This is a genomic window from Pseudomonas sp. 18175 (genome assembly GCF_050432925.1).
Lineage (GTDB): Bacteria > Pseudomonadota > Gammaproteobacteria > Pseudomonadales > Pseudomonadaceae > Aquipseudomonas.
Window position 1 is genome coordinate 106225 of the sequence record NZ_JBKFTO010000007.1, and the last position, 18222, is coordinate 124446.

The 18222-nt window shown below is 58.8% G+C and carries 21 protein-coding genes; 4 read left to right on the plus strand and 17 right to left on the minus strand.

Going from position 1 to position 18222, the window contains the following annotated elements:
• Positions 1-14 precede the first annotated feature (14 nt).
• From tolA to ACLD1Y_RS11840, 13 genes are all read right to left on the minus strand, one after another.
• On the minus strand, positions 15-1088 hold the full coding sequence (tolA, locus tag ACLD1Y_RS11780; RefSeq protein WP_429478160.1) for a cell envelope integrity protein TolA: 1074 nt from the start codon (positions 1086-1088) through the stop codon (positions 15-17).
• Positions 1088-1540 (minus strand): protein TolR, encoded by a 453-nt coding sequence (gene tolR, locus ACLD1Y_RS11785; protein WP_161634127.1) that lies wholly within the window; start codon positions 1538-1540, stop codon positions 1088-1090. The genes tolA and tolR overlap by 1 nt, the downstream gene beginning before the upstream one ends.
• 23 nt (positions 1541-1563) lie before the next feature.
• Positions 1564-2259 (minus strand): protein TolQ, encoded by a 696-nt coding sequence (gene tolQ, locus ACLD1Y_RS11790; protein WP_010208111.1) that lies wholly within the window; start codon positions 2257-2259, stop codon positions 1564-1566.
• 1 nt (position 2260) lies between these two features.
• Complete coding sequence (ybgC, locus tag ACLD1Y_RS11795; RefSeq protein WP_429478161.1) at positions 2261-2716, minus strand: tol-pal system-associated acyl-CoA thioesterase; 456 nt, start codon at positions 2714-2716, stop codon at positions 2261-2263.
• Positions 2717-2726: 10 nt separating this feature from the next.
• Complete coding sequence (locus ACLD1Y_RS11800; RefSeq protein ID WP_429478282.1) at positions 2727-2873, minus strand: hypothetical protein; 147 nt, start codon at positions 2871-2873, stop codon at positions 2727-2729.
• Positions 2857-3915, minus strand: a complete 1059-nt coding sequence (gene ruvB, locus ACLD1Y_RS11805) for a Holliday junction branch migration DNA helicase RuvB (RefSeq protein WP_015885611.1) — start codon at positions 3913-3915, stop codon at positions 2857-2859. The genes ACLD1Y_RS11800 and ruvB overlap by 17 nt, the downstream gene beginning before the upstream one ends.
• Positions 3916-4527 carry a Holliday junction branch migration protein RuvA gene (gene ruvA / locus ACLD1Y_RS11810; RefSeq protein WP_003193868.1) on the minus strand — a complete coding sequence of 204 codons (612 nt, stop codon included), beginning with the start codon at positions 4525-4527 and terminating at the stop codon, positions 3916-3918.
• Between the two features lie 68 nt (positions 4528-4595).
• Positions 4596-5120: a crossover junction endodeoxyribonuclease RuvC gene (ruvC, locus tag ACLD1Y_RS11815; protein ID WP_159955518.1), complete on the minus strand. Its 525-nt coding sequence runs from the start codon at positions 5118-5120 to the stop codon at positions 4596-4598.
• Between the two features lie 155 nt (positions 5121-5275).
• A complete protein-coding gene (locus ACLD1Y_RS11820) occupies positions 5276-6022 on the minus strand; it encodes a YebC/PmpR family DNA-binding transcriptional regulator (RefSeq protein WP_017738028.1) in 747 nt (248 codons plus the stop codon).
• A 133-nt stretch (positions 6023-6155) separates the two neighbouring features.
• Entirely contained in the window at positions 6156-7931 is a 1776-nt protein-coding gene (gene aspS / locus ACLD1Y_RS11825) for an aspartate--tRNA ligase (protein ID WP_429478162.1), read from the minus strand.
• Between the two features lie 107 nt (positions 7932-8038).
• Positions 8039-8260, minus strand: coding sequence for an FmdB family zinc ribbon protein (locus tag ACLD1Y_RS11830; protein ID WP_010208103.1), 222 nt, complete (start codon positions 8258-8260; stop codon positions 8039-8041).
• A 171-nt stretch (positions 8261-8431) separates the two neighbouring features.
• Positions 8432-8761: a ribbon-helix-helix domain-containing protein gene (locus ACLD1Y_RS11835; protein WP_429478163.1), complete on the minus strand. Its 330-nt coding sequence runs from the start codon at positions 8759-8761 to the stop codon at positions 8432-8434.
• A gap of 180 nt (positions 8762-8941) precedes the next feature.
• A complete protein-coding gene (locus tag ACLD1Y_RS11840; protein ID WP_176994313.1) occupies positions 8942-9415 on the minus strand; it encodes a Dps family protein in 474 nt (157 codons plus the stop codon).
• Positions 9416-9844: 429 nt separating this feature from the next.
• Here ACLD1Y_RS11840 and ACLD1Y_RS11845 point away from each other — a divergent pair, with 429 nt between their 5' ends.
• Positions 9845-10447 carry a cold shock domain-containing protein membrane protein gene (locus tag ACLD1Y_RS11845; protein WP_429478164.1) on the plus strand — a complete coding sequence of 201 codons (603 nt, stop codon included), beginning with the start codon at positions 9845-9847 and terminating at the stop codon, positions 10445-10447.
• 70 nt (positions 10448-10517) lie between these two features.
• Here ACLD1Y_RS11845 and ACLD1Y_RS11850 read toward each other — a convergent pair whose 3' ends face one another.
• Both ACLD1Y_RS11850 and ACLD1Y_RS11855 read right to left on the minus strand, forming a co-directional pair.
• On the minus strand, positions 10518-10724 hold the full coding sequence (locus ACLD1Y_RS11850) for a SlyX family protein (RefSeq protein WP_429478165.1): 207 nt from the start codon (positions 10722-10724) through the stop codon (positions 10518-10520).
• Between the two features lie 3 nt (positions 10725-10727).
• Positions 10728-11153, minus strand: coding sequence for an HIT domain-containing protein (locus ACLD1Y_RS11855; RefSeq protein WP_429478166.1), 426 nt, complete (start codon positions 11151-11153; stop codon positions 10728-10730).
• 871 nt (positions 11154-12024) lie between these two features.
• On the opposite strand from ACLD1Y_RS11855, the gene ACLD1Y_RS11860 reads away from it, so the two are divergent.
• The gene (locus ACLD1Y_RS11860; protein WP_429478167.1) at positions 12025-13368 is read left to right on the plus strand and encodes an OprD family porin; all 1344 of its coding nucleotides are present in this window, start codon (positions 12025-12027) and stop codon (positions 13366-13368) included.
• Positions 13369-13641: 273 nt separating this feature from the next.
• Here the strand turns inward: ACLD1Y_RS11860 and ACLD1Y_RS11865 are convergent, their stop codons facing one another.
• Both ACLD1Y_RS11865 and ACLD1Y_RS11870 read right to left on the minus strand, forming a co-directional pair.
• Positions 13642-14484: a mechanosensitive ion channel family protein gene (locus tag ACLD1Y_RS11865; RefSeq protein ID WP_429478168.1), complete on the minus strand. Its 843-nt coding sequence runs from the start codon at positions 14482-14484 to the stop codon at positions 13642-13644.
• 126 nt (positions 14485-14610) lie between these two features.
• Positions 14611-15096 carry a YajQ family cyclic di-GMP-binding protein gene (locus ACLD1Y_RS11870; protein WP_003209785.1) on the minus strand — a complete coding sequence of 162 codons (486 nt, stop codon included), beginning with the start codon at positions 15094-15096 and terminating at the stop codon, positions 14611-14613.
• A 123-nt stretch (positions 15097-15219) separates the two neighbouring features.
• On the opposite strand from ACLD1Y_RS11870, the gene ACLD1Y_RS11875 reads away from it, so the two are divergent.
• Positions 15220-16137 (plus strand): putative 2-dehydropantoate 2-reductase, encoded by a 918-nt coding sequence (locus ACLD1Y_RS11875; protein ID WP_429478169.1) that lies wholly within the window; start codon positions 15220-15222, stop codon positions 16135-16137.
• Positions 16138-16183: 46 nt separating this feature from the next.
• A complete protein-coding gene (locus ACLD1Y_RS11880) occupies positions 16184-18220 on the plus strand; it encodes an ATP-binding protein (RefSeq protein WP_429478170.1) in 2037 nt (678 codons plus the stop codon).
• Positions 18221-18222 lie beyond the last annotated feature (2 nt).

Below are 18222 nucleotides of genomic sequence, written 5' to 3' on the forward strand. Positions count from 1 at the left end.
TCGAAGAAGGTTTCTCACAAGGCTAGATCCTCAGGTGTGAATGTCATCTTGAATGAACGATAGGGAGCGAAGTCGCTTGGTTTCATTCCCTGCATCTCGGTCAACCGGCCAATGTTCTTGACCGCGGCAACCGCTGAACTGTCAAACGAACTGTCGCCACTGCCCTTGGCCACGCTGACCGAAGTCACGGTGCCGTCCGGCAACATGCCGATCTGCAGCACGACTGTCATGCCTTTGCGCGCCGAAGGTGGACGTGTCCAGCCTTCTGCTGCCCGTGCCCGGATCAGGTCGTCGAAACTGCCCGCGACTTCATCACCACGTTCATCGGCCAAGGCTTGCTGGCGCTGCGGCGTGTCGGAGAGCAAATCTGCCAAGGCCTGGGCCTTTTTCTCTTCGGCGGATTTGCGCGCTGCTTCCTGGGCCTTTTTCTTGGTGGCGTCGGCGGCAGCTTTCTTCTTCGCGTCGTCGGCGATTTTCTTCTTCGCCTCGTCTGCTTCAGCTTTTTTCTTGGCGTCTTCGGCGGCTTTCTTCTTCGCGTCTTCGACAATCTTTTTCTTGGCGTCTTCAGCGGCCTGTTTCTTGGCCTCTTCTTCGGCAGCCTTTTTGGCTTCTTCTTCAGATTTCTTCTTGGCTATATCAGCCAATTGTTTCTCTTCGGCTTTTTTGGCTTCGGCAGCTTTCTCGGCTTTCTTGGCTTCATCAGCCTTTTTCGCCTCGTCAGCCTTCTTGGCTTCGTCAGCCTTTTTCGATTCCTCGGCCTTTTGAGCCGCCTCTTCTTTCTTTTGTTCCGCAGCAGCCTTCACCGCTTCCTGCTCGACCTTCTTCTGTTCCATCTGTTCGACTTCAGTCTGGCGCGCGGCCGACTTCTGGGCCTCACCCGCAATCTTCTGATTGGTCTGGGTGGTGGCCTGACTTTTCGATTTCAGCTGATACAGGGTCGCCTGCACGATCGGCTTGGCTGGCGGCAGGTCCGGGGTCATGGCAAAGCTGACAAACAGCATGCCAAACACCAGGACGTGCAGGGCAATTGCCCAGACGCTAGGCCAGAAGTAGCTTTCCGAGGCGGACGGCTCTCGCTGTTGCTGCATCAGGGCGCCTCGGTAATCAAGCCAACGTTACCGACGCCGGCCTTCTGCAGCCCGCCCATGGCACCCATGACGGAGCCGTAGTCGACCGCCTTGTCACCGCGGATAAAGACCTGGGTATGCTTGCCGCCTTCGTTGCCCGAACGAATGATCTTGGTCACCGCATCGGTCATCGCCGGCAGGGTCAGGGCCTTGTCCTGTTGCTTCTGAGTGTCGACTTCGCTGCCAAGGTTCCAGTAATAGGTCTTGTCGGACTTGATCGAAATGGTCAGCACCTGGGTGTTGTTGTCCTGGGGCAAGGCTTCGCTGGAAACCTTGGGCAGATCAACCTTCACACCCTGGTTGAGCATCGGCGCGGTCACCATGAAGATAACCAGCAGCACCAGCATCACGTCGATGTAAGGCACTACGTTCATCTCGGCGACCGGCTTGCGCTTGGTTCGAGCTCGAGTGATTAAAGCCATCGGGAGGTACCTGCTTATTCTTCGCTGGTGTGCACTTTACGGTGCAGGATCGCCTGGAATTCATCGGCGAAGGTGTAGTAACGGCCAATCAGGTTTTCGCCGCGAGCGGCAAAACGGTTGTAGGCGATTACTGCCGGGATAGCAGCGAACAGGCCGATCGCGGTGGCGATCAGGGCTTCGGCGATACCCGGAGCCACGGTGGCCAGGGTCGCTTGCTGGGCCTGAGCCAGACCACGGAAGGAGTTCATGATGCCCCACACGGTACCGAACAGGCCGATGTACGGGCTTACGGAACCTACGGTGGCGAGGAACGGCAGGCTCTGCTCCAGCTTCTCTTCTTCGCGGGAGATGGCAACGCGCATGGCACGGGCCACGCCTTCCATCACGGCTTCCGGGTCAACCCCTGGCTGCTGGCGCAGACGGGAGAATTCCTTGAAGCCGGCACGGAAGATCTGCTCGACGCCCGAATCCGGGTCCGGGTTGCTGCCCGCCTGGCGGTACAGCTTGGACAGGTCGATACCCGACCAGAAGCGCTCTTCAAAGCTCTCCAGGGCACGTCGACCGGCACGCAGCAGGTTGCTGCGCTGAAAAATCATGACCCAAGAGGTAACCGATGCGGCTACCAGGGTCAGCATGACCAGTTGAACCACAACACTGGCATTGCTGACCAGGCTCCACATGGAGGAATGGTCGACGACGGTAGGTTCCACGCTAAATCTCCTGCTTTGATTGTTTACCCGCGCCGCTTACGCCGGCAAAGGCCGCACGTAGAGCTTCGGGAATGGCCCGGGGTTTCAAACTATTGGTGCGCACACAGGCCACCAGGAACTGCCCCTCACAGAGCAGCGTTGCATCCGTTGCCCGCCTGACCTGCTGTTTAAAGCGCAGGCTGACACGGTTCAATTCGACGACTTCAGCGCTTACCAACAACTCGTCGTCAAGCCGCGCCGGCGCGTGGTAGCGCGCCTCGCTGGAATGCACGACGAACAACAGGTCCTCCCCTGCCAACTCGGACTGGGCAAAGCCCAGCTCCCGTAGCCGCTCGGTTCGAGCCCGCTCCATGAACTTGAGGTAATTGACGTAATACACGATGCCGCCGGCATCGGTGTCCTCGTAATAAACGCGACAGCGATGTGCGAACGACTGATCCCCGTTTTGCGCGCGCATACTCTAGTGCTTACTCCTCAGGTTGCCAATCCGGCTGGGCAACTGTTTTTTCATTCTCGAAAAACACATCCAGTAACTGAATGACGACACCAGCCACTAGGACAGCACAAACCTCGAATAAATCAGCAGGCGTTACGCTTTTAATCGTCCACTGCATCGAGGAATTCGTCTACCACGGGCATCTCGCCCAATCGTGACGGAATGTTTAGCCCGAAGTGCAAATAGGCATGGCGCGTCACCACTCGCCCTCTTGGCGTGCGCATGATGTAGCCCTGCTGGATCAGGTACGGCTCCAGCACATCCTCAATGGTATGGCGCTCCTCACTGATGGCTGCGGCCAGGCTGTCGACACCCACGGGGCCACCGTCGAACTTTTCGATCATGGTCAAGAGTAGACGTCGATCCTGATGATCGAAGCCATGTTCATCCACGTCCAACAGGTTCAACGCCAGATCGGCCACGGCCTTGGTGATATGCCCTTTTGCCCGCACTTCAGCAAAGTCGCGCACACGGCGCAGCAGGCGGTTGGCGATTCGCGGCGTGCCACGGGCGCGGCGGGCGATTTCAAACGCACCTTCCGGGTCAAGGGGCAGGCCGAGAATGCCCGCCGAACGGCTGACGATGGTCGCCAAGTCTGCGGTGCTATAGAACTCTAGACGTTGAACAATGCCGAAACGGTCTCGCAGCGGGTTGGTCAGCATGCCGGCGCGGGTGGTGGCCCCCACCAGGGTGAACGGTGGCAGGTCGAGTTTGATCGAGCGCGCCGCCGGGCCTTCACCGATCATGATATCGAGCTGAAAGTCCTCCATGGCCGGGTACAGCACTTCCTCGACGATCGGCGACAACCGGTGGATCTCGTCGATAAACAGCACGTCATGGGGCTCAAGGTTGGTGAGCAACGCCGCCAAGTCGCCCGGACGCTCCAACACCGGCCCGGAGGTGGACTTGATCGACACGCCCATTTCCTGCGCAATGATGTTGGCCAGGGTGGTTTTACCCAGGCCCGGCGGGCCGAAGATCAACGTATGGTCCAGGGACTCGCTGCGCCCTCGCGCAGCCTGGATGAACAACTCCATCTGCTCGCGCACGGTGGGCTGGCCGATATAGTCGGCCAGGCTCAGTGGGCGGATGGCCCGGTCCTGGACTTCTTCACGGTCGCGCGGGCCGGTGGCCGCGATCAGACGATCAGCTTCAATCACTTAAATCATTCCCTTCAGGGCACGGCGGATCATGTCTTCGGCACTCAGGTTCTTGTCCTTGATGGCCGACACGGCCTTGCTGGCTTCCTGCGGCTTGTAGCCCAGGGAAATCAGCGCATTGACGGCATCGCTCTCGGCACTGGCCACCTGGGCCGCCGGCATGTCCGGCTGGTTCGGCACCAGGGCGAACATGCTCGGCACGACTTCCCAGGCCTTGAAGCGGTCCTTGAGCTCCACCAGCAGGCGTTCAGCGGTTTTCTTGCCTACACCCGGCACCTTGGTCAACGCCGAGGTGTCCTGGGCCGAAACGGCACGCACCAGCTCATCCACTTCCAGGCTGGACATCAACGCCAACGCTAGCTTAGGCCCTACACCATTGAGGCGAATCAGCTCGCGGAAAAAGTCGCGGTCACGCTTGCCAATGAAACCATAGAGCAATTGCGCATCTTCGCGCACCACCAGGTGGGTGTGCAGCGTAATCGGCTCGCCGACCGACGGCAGGCGGTAGAGGGTGGTCATGGGCACTTCCAGCTCATACCCCAACCCGTTTACATCCAGAATCAGGTGCGGCGGCTGTTTCTCAGCCAGGGTGCCGCGCAAGCGTCCAATCACGGTTCAAATCCTTAAAGCTTGAGGGTCAGTTAAAGGCCTGACCGGAAATAACGATTGCGCTGATGCTATCAGAGACGCAGCCGCCCGCCACGACTGCGTGCCGTGCCCAGGCCGTGGGGCAGCAGGCTGGAACGGGTGTGCGCATGGCAAATGGCGATGGCCAGGGCGTCGGAGGCGTCGATCTGCGGTTTTGAGGTGAGCTTGAGCATGTGCATGACCATCATCATCACCTGCTCTTTATTGGCCGCACCGGTGCCGACCACGGCCTGTTTGACCTGGGTGGCGGTGTATTCGGCGATTTCCAGGCCCTCTTCGGCACCCGCGACGATGGCCGCACCACGGGCTTGACCCAGCTTCAACGCCGAGTCGGCGTTCTTGGCCATAAACACCTTTTCGATACCCATGGTCACCGGTCCGTAGGTCTGGATCACTTCTCGCACGCCGCGATAGACGATCTGCAGGCGCTCGGCCAACTCGCCCGCGCCGGTGCGGATACAACCCGAGGCAACATACACGCAGCCCCGTGGGGTCTGTTGCACTACGCCAAAACCGGTGATGCGCGAACCGGGGTCGATACCTAGGATTAAAGTCATAACGCCTGCGGGTTGGGTAAAACAATTTTTGATACTGCGAAGATCCATGTGGGAGGGGGCTTGCCCCCGATAGCGGTGGGTCAGATTAACAATCTATTGCTGATACACCGTCATCGGGGGCAAGCCCCCTGCCACATTTGGATCTACATCACCCCTTAGACTAGCTGTGCGGCTACGTCTTCCGGGATGTCAGCATTCGAGTAGACGTTCTGCACATCATCCAGGTCCTCAAGCATATCCAGCAGCTTCAACACCTTCTGCGCACCGTCCAAGTCCAGCTCGGCGCTGGTGGTCGGCAACATCACGATCTCGGCGTCAGTGCCTTTGAAACCAGCCGCTTCCAGCGCGTTACGCACGGCGTAGAAGCTGGCAAACGAGGTGAACACATCGATGGAGCCATCTTCGTTGGTCACCACGTCATCGGCGTCCGCCTCCATGGCGGCTTCCATCAATGCATCTTCATCCGTGCCCGGTGCAAACGTGATCTGCCCCTTGCGCTCAAACAGGTAAGCCACCGAACCGTCGGTACCGAGGTTGCCACCGCACTTACTGAACGCGTGGCGCACGGCCGCTGCGGTGCGGTTGCGGTTGTCGGTCATGCACTCGACCATCACCGCCACGCCGCCCGGGCCGTAGCCTTCGTAGGTCAGCTCGACCATGTCGTCGGTATCGGCCGCACCGGCACCACGGGCCACGGCGCGGTCGATGATGTCGCGGCTCATGTTGGCGCCCAAGGCCTTGTCCAGCGCCAGGCGCAGACGCGGGTTGGAACCCGGGTCACCACCGCCCTGGCGGGCCGCGACGGTCAGCTCGCGGATCCACTTGGTGAAGATCTTGCCTTTCTTGGCATCCTGACGCTCTTTGCGGTGCTTGATGTTCGCCCACTTGGAATGGCCAGCCATAACACAACTCCGAAATTCTGTAGAAACCTTGATCAACCCCGCTGGGCGGGATGTAGTCCTTTAACGCAAAGGCGCATCCGAAGATGCGCCTTTTTAGACTGCGTAAACCTCAGTGCGCTTTCACGCAGCAGCCTTACTCAGCCTTTGGCGTCTCGCGCAGACGGATGTGCAGTTCGCGCAGTGCCTTGGCGTCCACCACACCTGGAGCCTGGGTCATGACGTCCGCAGCGCTCTGGGTTTTCGGGAAGGCAATTACTTCACGGATCGACTGGGCGCCGGTCATCAGCATCACCAGACGGTCCAGGCCGAACGCCAAACCACCGTGGGGCGGCGCGCCGTATTTGAGGGCGTCGAGCAGGAAGCCGAATTTCTCTTCCTGTTCCGCTTCGTTGATGCCCAACAGACGGAACACCGCTTGCTGCATCTCTTTGCGGTGGATACGGATCGAACCGCCACCCAGCTCAGTGCCGTTGAGCACCATGTCGTAGGCACGGGACAGTGCGCCCGCAGGATTGGCTTCCAGCTCGGCTGGCGAGCACTTCGGCGCGGTGAACGGGTGGTGCAAGGCGCTGAAGCTGCCGTCGTCGTTCTCTTCGAACATCGGGAAGTCAACGACCCACATCGGGGCCCATTCGCAGGTCAGCAGGTTCAGGTCGTGACCCAGCTTGATACGCAGCGCGCCCAGGGCCTCGCTGACGATCTTGGCCTTGTCGGCGCCGAAGAACACGATGTCGCCATCGACTGCACCCACGCGATCGAGGATCTCGTTCAGGTTTTCCAGCGGGATGTTTTTAACGATAGGCGATTGCAGGCCGTCAACACCGTTGGCGCGCTCGTTGACCTTGATGTACGCCAGGCCCTTGGCACCGTAGATGCCGACGAACTTGGTGTAGTCGTCGATCTGCTTGCGCGGCATGCTCGCGCCGCCAGGCACGCGCAGTGCGGCGATGCGGCATTTAGGGTCGTTGGCCGGGCCGCTGAACACCTTGAAGTCGACTTCCTTGAGCTGGTCGGCAACGTCTACCAGTTCCAGCGGGTTACGCAGGTCTGGCTTGTCGGAACCGTAGCGGCGCATGGCTTCTTCGAAGGTCATGTGCGGGAAATCGCCGAATTCCAGGTCCAGCACTTCCTTGAACAGGTTGCGGATCATCTGCTCGGTCAGGCCCATGATCTCTTTTTCATCAAGGAAGCTGGTCTCGATGTCGATCTGGGTGAATTCCGGCTGACGGTCGGCGCGCAAGTCTTCGTCGCGGAAGCACTTGGCGATCTGGTAGTAGCGGTCGAAGCCGGCCACCATCAGCAGTTGCTTGAACAACTGCGGCGATTGCGGCAGGGCAAAGAACGAACCGGCGTGGGTACGGCTAGGCACCAGGTAGTCACGCGCGCCTTCCGGGGTAGCCCGGGTCAGGATCGGCGTTTCTACGTCCAGGAAGCCGTTTTCGTCGAGGAAACGGCGGATGCTGGTGGTCATGCGCGAACGCAGGCGCAGCTTCTCGGCCATTTCCGGACGACGCAGGTCCAGGAAGCGGTAGCGCAGGCGGGTTTCTTCGCCCACGTCGGAGTATTCGTTGAGTGGGAACGGCGGGGTTTCCGACTCGTTCAGCACTTCCAGTTCGTAGCCCAGCACTTCAATGCCGCCGGACGCCATGTTCTTGTTCACGGCACCGCCCGGACGCAGGCGAACCTTGCCGGTGATTTTCACGACGTATTCGCTGCGCACACGGTCGGCGGCGGCGAAGCTTTCAGCGCGGTCCGGGTCGAACACCACCTGGGCCAGACCATCACGATCACGGATATCGAGGAAGATCACCCCGCCGTGGTCGCGGCGACGGTGAACCCATCCGCAAAGGGTGATTTCCTGACCATCCAGGGTCTCGTTCAGTTGGCCGCAATAGTGGCTGCGCATCATGGTAGTGGTTTCACTTCTCGTAATTCGAAATTCGGTGGAGGCCCGCCTCGTCACCGCACATTAAAGCAGGGGACGGATAATGCAGGAGCCTGCGCGTAGAGTTCAACTCAGTCTGCTTTGTCGCCGCCCGCCAGATTCTTCTTCGAGCCGGTTTTGAAATCGGTCTCGTACCAGCCGCTGCCGCTCAGGCGGAAGCCTGGCATGGACAACATCTTCTTGAGTTCCGGCGCCTGGCAGGCCGGGCAATCGACCAGCGGCGCTGCGCTGATCTTCTGAATGGCTTCCAACTGATGACCACAGGAAGCACATTGATAGTCGTACATGGGCATGGCGATGTCTCGGCGATCAGAACGTTACTGCGCCACGCCTGTTCCGGGCCAAGCCCTGCATGCGCAGCAAAGCGCGGGATTATATCTGGTAAATCGAGGCAGCGCAGCCGGCTTTCTGCCCGGCGCCTCACCCACCCGAGCGGTGGAGCGGCGCCGGGACTGCCTGATGGTTCAGGGTTCAACCCGACCTTTGAGCAGGTGAACCACGCACACCACCCTGACCAACCCACTGAAGTTTTTCACGCCGCCATAGCGCAAATGCACTTCCCGGTCGACGTAAGACAGCAAGGCGCTGACGGAACAGGCATTGAGCCTGGCGATTTCCGTGAGGATATTCCAATAGATCTGCTCCAGCCGCAGACAGGTGGAAAACCCATTAAGCCTGACCGATCGAGACAATGGCTTGGCCAGCCCCATATCGAACCCTTTGATAAAAGGGTCGACCCTCAACTTATGAAAACCTCCGGTTTCCATCATTCCACTACCTACTGCGCGTGACATACACCTGACACTCCATTGCCAAACAGCAGTCCATGGGGCCTCCCATTGGACGATGGCCCTATAAAACAGCAGGCAGGCAGACGCAGCCAGAAGACGGAGAGTTGATAGGCGTAGGACAACGCCAGGAAATGCGCGGAAACAAGCAAGCGACGCCAGGACGGCGCCGCTACGGGCTGAGGGTTATTGGTTTTCGAGCAGGGAACGCAGCATCCACGCGGTTTTCTCGTGAACCTGCATGCGTTGGGTCAACAGGTCGGCGGTCGGCTCATCGCTGACCTTGTCCAGCAGTGGGAAAATACCCCGTGCGGTGCGGGTGACCGCCTCTTGGCCTGCAACCAACTGTTTGATCATTTCCTCAGCACTGGGTACGCCCTCCTCCTCCTTGATGGAGGAAAGCCGCGCATAGATCGAATAGGCGCCCGGTGCCGGGAAGCCCAGGGCACGGATACGCTCGGCAATGGAGTCCACCGCCAGCGCCAGTTCGTTGTACTGCTCTTCAAACATCAAGTGCAGCGTACGAAACATGGGGCCCGTGACGTTCCAGTGAAAGTTGTGGGTCTTCAGATACAACACGTAGGTATCGGACAGCAGCCGCGAAAGCCCATCGACGATGGATTTACGATCTTGCTCACTGATACCAATATCGATTGCCATGTTTTTCCCCTTCAATTGACGAGCATTCATTGATCAGGTGCAGAACCACTCTAGCAAGAGTGCGGGTAACGCGCCGCCCCCCATACCCAGGCGACGTGCGACAAATCGCCCCTGGCCGGGCTGCCGGCCAGTGCCAGGCGCGCCTTTGGGTTGCGTAGGAAATTCCCCCTGCAAGCAGACAAAAACACCTGCACCTGTCTAGGACAAGCGTTTCCCGCAGAAATGCCGTACCCCTTTCAACCCCCGCAGAGGCTTGATTTGAGTAGGCACAGCCTTTGCTGTTAAATAGACAGCGTGTCACTGCCGTTACTTTGCGCGGCAGCGGCATAGGCTGATACCCGTGCACGTGCCCAACGCCTTCAATTGTTCAGAAGCGAACCGTGCCCGTCAGCTCTTCCTTGTGATCCGTCTTAACGTGAGTTAATCAAAATGTTGAAAATCGTCCACCTGCTATCGGGCGTTGCAGCTTTGCTGCTGTCCTTTATCCCGAGCCTGCAGCCTGAAAGCCTGCCCTACCTGCAACAACACGACGCTCTGTACCTGGCCTTGTTCGGCCTTCTTAACCTGACGCTGGCACCGGTCATTCCTTACTGGAACAAAGGCACACGTCATCAACTGCAAAACCTGGTCAGTGCGCTGCTGGTGCTGACTGTTGTCGTACAAACCCTCACCCTCCTGGCACCCATGCCTGAAGTCGGCGGCCACCCGGCCATCCTGCTCAGCCTGGTGATTGCTGTGGTCGCCATCGTTCTTCACCTGGCCATCAGCTTCTACCGTTCGTCCCCAGCGGCCTCGTCGCAAACCTACGACATGACCAATCGGGATACCGGTACCGTCAAGTGGTTCAACACTTCCAAAGGCTTCGGCTTTATTTCCCGTGATTCGGGCGACGATATCTTCGTCCACTTCCGGGCCATTCGCGGCGAAGGCCATCGCGTCCTGGTGGAAGGCCAGCGCGTGGAGTTCTCCGTGATGAATCGCGACAAAGGCCTGCAGGCCGAAGACGTGATCGCTGCACTGCCACGCCGCTGATCCCAGCCGGCGCTGCAAAAAAAACCGCGATCCAGCGCTGACTGGATCGCGGTTTTTTATTGCCCGCGTATTAATAGTGGGGAGGCGGTGCTTCTTCTTCGGACGTTTCGAACTGCCCTCCCATCTCTTCCTGGCGCTTGAGCAGCGCGGTCATCTGCAATTGCAGGCGCTCGACGGCCCGCTGCTGAGTGACGAGGATGTCATTGAGGGTCTCGATAGTGTCGTCCTGGAAAGCCAGACGGCTTTCCAGGTCGGTGATGCGGTCTTGCAAATCCATAAGTCAGCCCTGGGTAAAGATAAAGTCGGCGGGCAACAGCTCCCGCAGACGTGCGCGGATAGCGCTCACTTGCGCATCGCTGTAAGGCTTGGCCGGGTGCTTGCCCCAGACCGGTGCCGGCCAGGCTGCATCGTCACGCTTGCGCACAATCACGTGTACGTGGAGCTGGCTGACCACGTTACCCAGCGCACCGATGTTCATCTTGTCGGCCGCAAGCCCCTCATTCAGCAACTGCGCCAAGGCCGTGGTCTCTTGCCACAACCGCTGCTGGTCAGCGACATCCAGCTGAAACACTTCGCTGATACCGTCGATGCGCGGCACCAGGATGAACCAGGGATAGTTCGAGTCGTTGGACAGCAACAGGCGGCTCAGGGGGAAATCCCCGATGACCAGTGTGTCTTGTTGAAGGCGTTGATCTAAGGCGAACACCGCAGGCTCTCCGTTCGGCAGGTCAGGTTCAAGGCGCCCAGCATACCTGCGAATGGCTGACGCTTCACGCCGGCGAATACGTGCCCAGGCGAGGCAAGGCGAAAAAATGCACCATTTCGAGACGAGTGTTTATTTGAACTACGCTCTCAGGCCAATCCCCCTGCCTTCATTCACGTACTGGCTAAAAAACATCCACGAGAGCCCCGATACAGAGCCCTCAAAAAACAAGGCATTAAGCCATCAGTTGGTTCAGGGACGATTCAGACCACCGCACCAAAATGACCCACTTACGCCTCAAAGAGATCCGCCGAGTACCCACTGACTGGGGTGAACCGGTAACGTTTTACACACGCTTGGTATTTATGCACCACCGGACAGACACAGAGCACAGGCGTCAAGGCCAAACCAATCGGCGTAAAAACCCCGTGCTTATGCGGTTTTTACCCAGCCATAAGGCTTTTCACGAAAAAATGACATTCGGTTACCGGTTTGGGCGCGCTTGTTGCATTCATCCCCACATCGTCGGCAACGGCACCGGAAAGGAAGCAGGTGTTTCGCGATGAAAAACACTAGCGATTCAATACGTACCAGGGAAGATTTAAAACTTTGAAAGTGACGTTTCAGGCGTACTTTCCAATGATTTAAAACAGTATTGAAGTTGTCAGCCTCGTTACAGTGAGGCTGTGAAATTGCGACATGGACATAGCAATTTACGACTAGCTCGTAAAGAAGCTGAAAGGAAAGTTGAGCAAGTATCGCCAAGATTGTCAGCGTGATATAACTTTGCGCCGACACAAAAAGAAAGAGCCGCCCAGACAAAAATACAGGTGGGACGGCAGTACTCTTCCTAAAACCAAAGGAGCAAATCACGATGCGCGTGATGAAGTGGAGCATGATCGCCCTGGCTGTTTCAGCAGGCACCTCGCAGTTCGCAATGGCGTCCGCCCAGGACGACGCAAAGGGCTTTATCGAAGATAGCACCCTGACCGCGAAAACCCGTGCCATGTACATGAACCGTGACTACAAAGATGGCGTGGGCAACACGCGTCGTCCGGCCGGTACCAACACCACCGGCACCGCCAACAAACTTAGCGGCTACCGTGAAGACACCGGTATCAGCGAGCTGCTCACCTACACGTCGGGCTTCACTCAGGGCACCGTTGGTTTCGGTCTTGATGCCATGGCCATGGGCAGCGTAAAACTCGACGGCGGTTCGGGCACTTCCGGTAACGGTCTGTTCGCCACCAATGGTTCCGGCGAACCCGAAAATACTCAGTCCAAACTGGCTGGGGCGGCGAAGCTGCGCATCTCCAACACCGTACTCAAATACGGTAACCAATTCGTATCCAGCCCGGTGTTCACCACCGACGACGGCCGTCTGCTGCCTGAAGTCGCTACCGGTACTTTGATCACCAGCAACGAGATCAAAGGTCTCGAGCTGATCGGCGGTCGCTTCACCGCATTGAGCGCACAAACCGGCATGGGCCGTGACACCATCAACGGTCGCGACGGTACAACCGGCGCGCAAAGAGCAGGGCTGAGCGCGGCGAACATCGCTGGCGCAACCTACTCGGGTTTTGACAACCTGGTGTTGGCCGTTCACGCCTCGGACGTTGAAGACTACTGGAAGAAGCAGTACGTCAACGTGTTCTACACCCTGCCGCTGAGTGACAAACAGTCGCTGAGTCTTGATTTCAACGGCTACCGCAGCAAGGACGACGGCAAGAAACTGAACGGCGAACTAGACAACCGTGTCTGGAGCTTGGCAGCTGCCTATACCTTCGAAGCCCACAAGTTCACCCTGGCTTACCAGAAATCCTCGGGTCAAACCGGTTACAACTACGGCGTCGACGGTGGCGGTACCGTTTACCTGGCCAACTCCGTGCAGATCTCCGACTTCGTCGGTAAAGACGAGAAGTCCTGGCAGGCTCGCTACGACCTGAACATGGCCTCTTTTGGCGTGCCAGGCCTGAGCTTCATGACTCGCTACACTCGCGGTAGCGGCGTCAGCGTTCCGGACTCTTCCAGCGATGGCAAAGAGCACGAGTGGGACGTAGAAGCCAAGTACGTGGTGCAAGAAGGCCCGGCCAAAGACCTGTCCTTCCGTGTGCGTAACGCGATCTATCGTGGTTCCAACGCCGATTACCGTGGCACCAACTACGACAACCTGAACGACACGCGTGTGATCGTAGAGTACCCACTGAACATCTTGTAATTTCGATGCTCAGCTGATTGCGCTAACGCGTAATGCTAATAAAAAACCGGCGGCCGAATGAGGTCGCCGGTTTTTTTATGCCCAACAAAAAAGCCTATACGAGACCAGTCACTTAAATAGCAAGCTAACTAAGTAAGCCGTATTTGCTAGTTGCCATCGGCAGTGCTGCTTTTAAGTTGATAGTTGCCAAGGAGCCTGACAACAAACAAGGGGCCTGGAGCCCCTTGTCTTGAACACTATTAGTTGACCAAAAGGCCAAGTCAGGAAAGCGACTTATTGCACAGCCGCTTCCTGAACCACGCGAATCACCCGCTGCGGAAAAGGAATATCAATCCCCGCCGCTTTTAAGCGATCACGTGCAAGTTCGTTCAACATAAACATCACGTCCCAATAATCCGCCGTCTTGGTCCAGCAACGCAGGGAGACGGTAATCGAACTATCTCCCAGGGTCGAAACCACCGCCACCGCTGCCGGGTCGGTCAGCACGCGCGGGTCTTTGGCCAGTTCCAGCAGCACCTCACGGGCTTTTTGCAGATCTGCCTCGTAGTCCACCCCCACGTCAAACACGACTTTGCGGGTAGGTTGACGGTTGGTGTTGGTGATGATGCCGTTGGACAAACTGCCATTGGGAATGATGACCGTCTTGTTGTCCCCAGTGCGCAGCACGGTGTGGAAGATCTGGATGCTGTCCACGGTGCCCGAAGTGCCTTGGGCTTCAATCCAGTCACCAATGCGGAACGGGCGGAACAACAGGATCAGCACACCACCGGCAAAGTTCGCCAGGCTGCCTTGCAGAGCCATACCAATGGCCAGGGTAGCGGCACCAATGGCAGCCACGAACGAGGTGGTCGCGACGCCGATCATCGAGGCCACGTTGACCACAAGCATGATTTTGAGCGCGATGTTAGCCAGCTTGGTGATGAAGTGTTGCAGTGCCATGTCGGCGTTGCGCAGGGACAGCAAGCGCCCCACTCGACCGGTCAAGACGTTGATCAGCCACCAGCCGATGACCAGGGTGAGGACCGCCAGCAGAAAGCGGCTGCCGTACTCCATGATCATCGGGATCCATGACTGCGAAGTCTTGATCAACTGATCCACTTCAGCGTTCATATCCATCTACTCTCTCCTGTCTCACTTAATTTGAAGATTCACTAACGCAATTGAGCCCCGAAGGGCTCAATGGTGGGCGCAGGTTCTGGGGCGTGGGACGTCAAAAACGCTCGCAGGTTCCCCAAAGTGCCATCAGTCGCGGAAGTTATTGAACTGCAGCGGCATGTCAAAGGTCTTGGCGCGCAGGGCGGCGATTGCCTCTTGCAGGTCGTCACGTTTCTTACCGGTGATGCGTACCTGCTCACCCTGAATGGCAGCCTGGACTTTCAGCTTGGCATCCTTGACGTGAGCGACGATTTTCTTCGCCAGCTCCTTGTCGATGCCTTCCTTGAGCACGGCTTCCTGCTTCATCAGCTTGCCCGAAGCGTAAGCGTCCTTGATTTCCAGGCACTGCGCGTCGATCTTGCGCTTGACCAACGACAGCTTGAGGATTTCGATCATCGCTTCCAGCTGGAAATCGGCTTCAGCGGTCAGGTTGACGGTCAGTTCCTTTTCCTTGAATTCGAAGCTGCCCTTGCCTTTCAAGTCATAGCGACGGTCCAGTTCCTTGACGGCGTTCTCGACGGCGTTGGTGACTTCGTGTTTGTCCAGTTCAGATACCACGTCGAACGAAGGCATGTGATTTCTCCAATATAAGGGGCGGGCTCAGTAGAGATGGAGCGCGCCCGAGCTAAAATGCCGGGGCATTATAGCGGTTCTTTCGCCGCGTTCACTGCAGGCAACCCCACGGAGCACAAACTGATGTCGACCACCTGGCATATTCTCGGCGCTGGCAGCCTGGGCACACTCTGGGCCGCCCGCCTGGCCCGGGCGGGTTTGCCGGTGCGGTTGATCCTGCGCGACGAGGCGCGGTTGGCCAGTTACCAGGCAGCGCCAGGGCTGACGCTGGTGGAACAGGGCGTAGCGCACACTTACCCGGTGATCGCCGAAACGCCCGACAGCCCGCAACCCATCCAGCGCCTGCTGGTGGCCTGCAAAGCCTACGATGCCCAAAACGCCGTCGCACAGTTGCAACACCGATTGGCACCCGATGCCGAACTGATCCTGTTGCAGAACGGCCTCGGCAGCCAGGACGCCGTAGCCGCGCAACTGCCCCAGGCCCGCTGCATTTTTGCCTCCAGCACCGAAGGCGCCTTTCGCGACGGTGATTGGCGCGTGGTCTTCGCCGGCCATGGCTACACCTGGTTGGGGGACACGGGCCACCCAACGCCACCGCTGTGGCTGGACGACCTGGAGGCTGCTGGCATTCCCCACGAATGGAGCACCGACATCCTGACCCGCCTGTGGCGCAAACTGGCGCTCAATTGCGCAATCAACCCGCTGACCGTGCTGTATCAATGCCGCAATGGCGAACTGCAAGCCCACCAATGCGAAGTGGCCACCCTGTGCGCCGAACTCTCTGAACTGCTGGAATGCTGCGGCCAGCCCGCCGCTGCCGTGGACCTGCAACACGAAGTCGAGCGGGTGATCCATGCCACCGCCGCCAATTACTCCTCCATGTACCAGGACGTGGCCAATGCGCGGCGTACCGAAATCAGCTACCTATTGGGCTATGCTTGCCAGGCAGCGGCGCGTCACCGATTGAACTTGCCGCACCTGCAACAGCTGCACGTGCGGCTGGTGGACGAACTGCTTGCACGCCGATTGCCCCACGACTGAGCCACGCGCTACCCTGCCCGCCTGTCTATCACCTGGGAAAACCCTGATGCCGCTGCGCCAGCGTCTTGAAAATCTACCGGTAGGGCAGAAACTGCTGGCCGCCCTGCTGGTGCTGTTGACCACCGTCTTGCTGGTGGCCAACCTCACCTTTATCAGCGCCGCCTACTGGATCTCCCAGGAAAGCATGGCCCCACAGGCCTTGCAGGCCATCGGTCGCCTGGTGTCCAACCCATCCCTCGCCGCCGAAGCCCTCGAATCGCCGGCCAAAGCCGATGCGTTGCTCAATGAGCTGACCAGCTATTCACCCTTGCGCGCCGCAGCCCTGTACGACGGCGACGGCAACCGCCTGGCGCAGATGCAACACGGCGACCGCCTGCACTTGCCAGACACTTACAAACATATCGAAGCCTGGCGCGTCACCGAGTTTCGCAGCAACCAGGTCATCACCCTGCCCCGCGCTGGCCAGCCGTCCGGGCACCTGTTGCTGGTGGCCAGCAGCGAGCTGCCGGTGGCGTTTTATACCGGCACGTTGACGGCCAGCCTGGGCATCCTGATTTTCAGCGTACTGCTGTGGCTGATCATTGCCCGCCAGATCAAACGCCTGATCACCCGGCCGATCCACGAGCTGGAAGAACTGTCGCGCCAAGTCACCCGCGAAGAGAACTACGCCCTGCGCGCCGGCCGTGGCAACCACGATGAAATCGGCAGCCTGGCCGAAGCCTTCAACACCATGCTCTCGCGTATCGAAGCGCGCGAGCAGCAGCTCAAGCGCGCGCGGGATGACTCCCAGGCCGCGTACGATCAAGCCCAAGGCCTGGCCGAAGAAACCCGCCACACCAACCGCAAGCTGGAGCTGGAAGTGCAGGTGCGCAGCAAGATCGAAAAGAAACTCACCGGTTTTCAGAACTACCTCAACAGCATCATCGACTCCATGCCCTCGGCGCTGATTGCCCTGGATGAACAGCTCTATGTCACCCAATGGAACCAGGAAGCCAGCGCCCTCTCCGGCACCCGCCTGGACGAAGCCTTGAACCAGCCGATTTACTTGGCCTTTCAACCGCTCAAACCTTACTTGCCGCAGATCAAGGCCGCCGTCGAGCAACACACCGTGGAGCGCATCGAGCGTGTCACCTGGGTGAAAGACGACGAACCCAAGCATTACGCCCTGACCTTCTACCCCCTGATGGGCGGCGCCGGGCGTGGCGTGGTAATCCGTATCGATGACATCACCCAGCGCCTGTCCCTGGAAGAAATGATGGTGCAATCGGAGAAAATGCTCTCCGTGGGTGGGCTGGCCGCCGGTATGGCCCACGAGATCAACAACCCACTGGGGGCGATTCTGCATAACGTGCAGAACATCCGCCGCCGCCTCTCGCCCGACTTGCCCAAGAACCTGGAGCACGCCGAACAGGCAGGCATCGAGTTGGAGACGGTCAACCGCTACCTGCAAAGCCGTGAAGTACCGCAACTGCTCGACGGTATCCAACAGGCTGGCGCGCGAGCGGCGAAGATCGTGACCCATATGCTCAGTTTCAGCCGCCGCAGCAACCGGCAAATGGCCCCGTGCGACTTACCGGCCTTGATCGACCAAGCAGTGGAAATCGCCGGTAACGACTTCGACCTGGCCATCGGCTTCGACTTCAAGGGCCAGGCGATCACCCGTCAGTTCGACCCGCAACTGGGCCCCGTACCGGGCACCGCCAACGAGCTTGAACAAGTGTTGCTCAACCTGCTGAAAAACGCCGCCCAGGCCATTCACCTGCGGGGCGACGACAGCGAGCCGGGGCGCATCATCCTGCGCACCCGCCTCAACCCACCGTGGGCGGAGATCCAAGTGGAAGACAACGGCATTGGCATGAGCGAAAACGTGCGTAAACGTACCTTCGAGCCGTTCTTCACCACCAAGGAAATCGGCCAGGGCACCGGGCTTGGGCTGTCGGTGTCGTATTTCATCATCACCAACAACCACAAGGGCCAGATGGAAGTGCATTCCACCCTCGGCCAAGGCACGTGCTTCACCCTGCGCCTGCCCTTGGCTGGCAGCCAACTGCCGCCTTATGAACTCACCCAACTGGAGCAATGACC

What these genes read in the sequence shown, in the direction of transcription:
- tolA (WP_429478160.1), bottom strand. Translation starts at nt 1,088, where the DNA reads ATGCAGCAACAGCGAGAGCCGTCCGCCTCGGAAAGCTACTTCTGGCCT.
- ybgC (WP_429478161.1), bottom strand. Translation starts at nt 2,716, where the DNA reads ATGCGCGCGCAAAACGGGGATCAGTCGTTCGCACATCGCTGTCGCGTT.
- ACLD1Y_RS11800 (WP_429478282.1), bottom strand. Translation starts at nt 2,873, where the DNA reads ATGCAGTGGACGATTAAAAGCGTAACGCCTGCTGATTTATTCGAGGTT.
- ruvC (WP_159955518.1), bottom strand. Translation starts at nt 5,120, where the DNA reads ATGACTTTAATCCTAGGTATCGACCCCGGTTCGCGCATCACCGGTTTT.
- ACLD1Y_RS11820 (WP_017738028.1), bottom strand. Translation starts at nt 6,022, where the DNA reads ATGGCTGGCCATTCCAAGTGGGCGAACATCAAGCACCGCAAAGAGCGT.
- aspS (WP_429478162.1), bottom strand. Translation starts at nt 7,931, where the DNA reads ATGATGCGCAGCCACTATTGCGGCCAACTGAACGAGACCCTGGATGGT.
- ACLD1Y_RS11830 (WP_010208103.1), bottom strand. Translation starts at nt 8,260, where the DNA reads ATGCCCATGTACGACTATCAATGTGCTTCCTGTGGTCATCAGTTGGAA.
- ACLD1Y_RS11835 (WP_429478163.1), bottom strand. Translation starts at nt 8,761, where the DNA reads ATGTCACGCGCAGTAGGTAGTGGAATGATGGAAACCGGAGGTTTTCAT.
- ACLD1Y_RS11840 (WP_176994313.1), bottom strand. Translation starts at nt 9,415, where the DNA reads ATGGCAATCGATATTGGTATCAGTGAGCAAGATCGTAAATCCATCGTC.
- ACLD1Y_RS11845 (WP_429478164.1), top strand. Translation starts at nt 9,845, where the DNA reads ATGTTGAAAATCGTCCACCTGCTATCGGGCGTTGCAGCTTTGCTGCTG.
- ACLD1Y_RS11850 (WP_429478165.1), bottom strand. Translation starts at nt 10,724, where the DNA reads ATGGATTTGCAAGACCGCATCACCGACCTGGAAAGCCGTCTGGCTTTC.
- ACLD1Y_RS11860 (WP_429478167.1), top strand. Translation starts at nt 12,025, where the DNA reads ATGCGCGTGATGAAGTGGAGCATGATCGCCCTGGCTGTTTCAGCAGGC.
- ACLD1Y_RS11865 (WP_429478168.1), bottom strand. Translation starts at nt 14,484, where the DNA reads ATGGATATGAACGCTGAAGTGGATCAGTTGATCAAGACTTCGCAGTCA.
- ACLD1Y_RS11870 (WP_003209785.1), bottom strand. Translation starts at nt 15,096, where the DNA reads ATGCCTTCGTTCGACGTGGTATCTGAACTGGACAAACACGAAGTCACC.
- ACLD1Y_RS11875 (WP_429478169.1), top strand. Translation starts at nt 15,220, where the DNA reads ATGTCGACCACCTGGCATATTCTCGGCGCTGGCAGCCTGGGCACACTC.
- ACLD1Y_RS11880 (WP_429478170.1), top strand. Translation starts at nt 16,184, where the DNA reads ATGCCGCTGCGCCAGCGTCTTGAAAATCTACCGGTAGGGCAGAAACTG.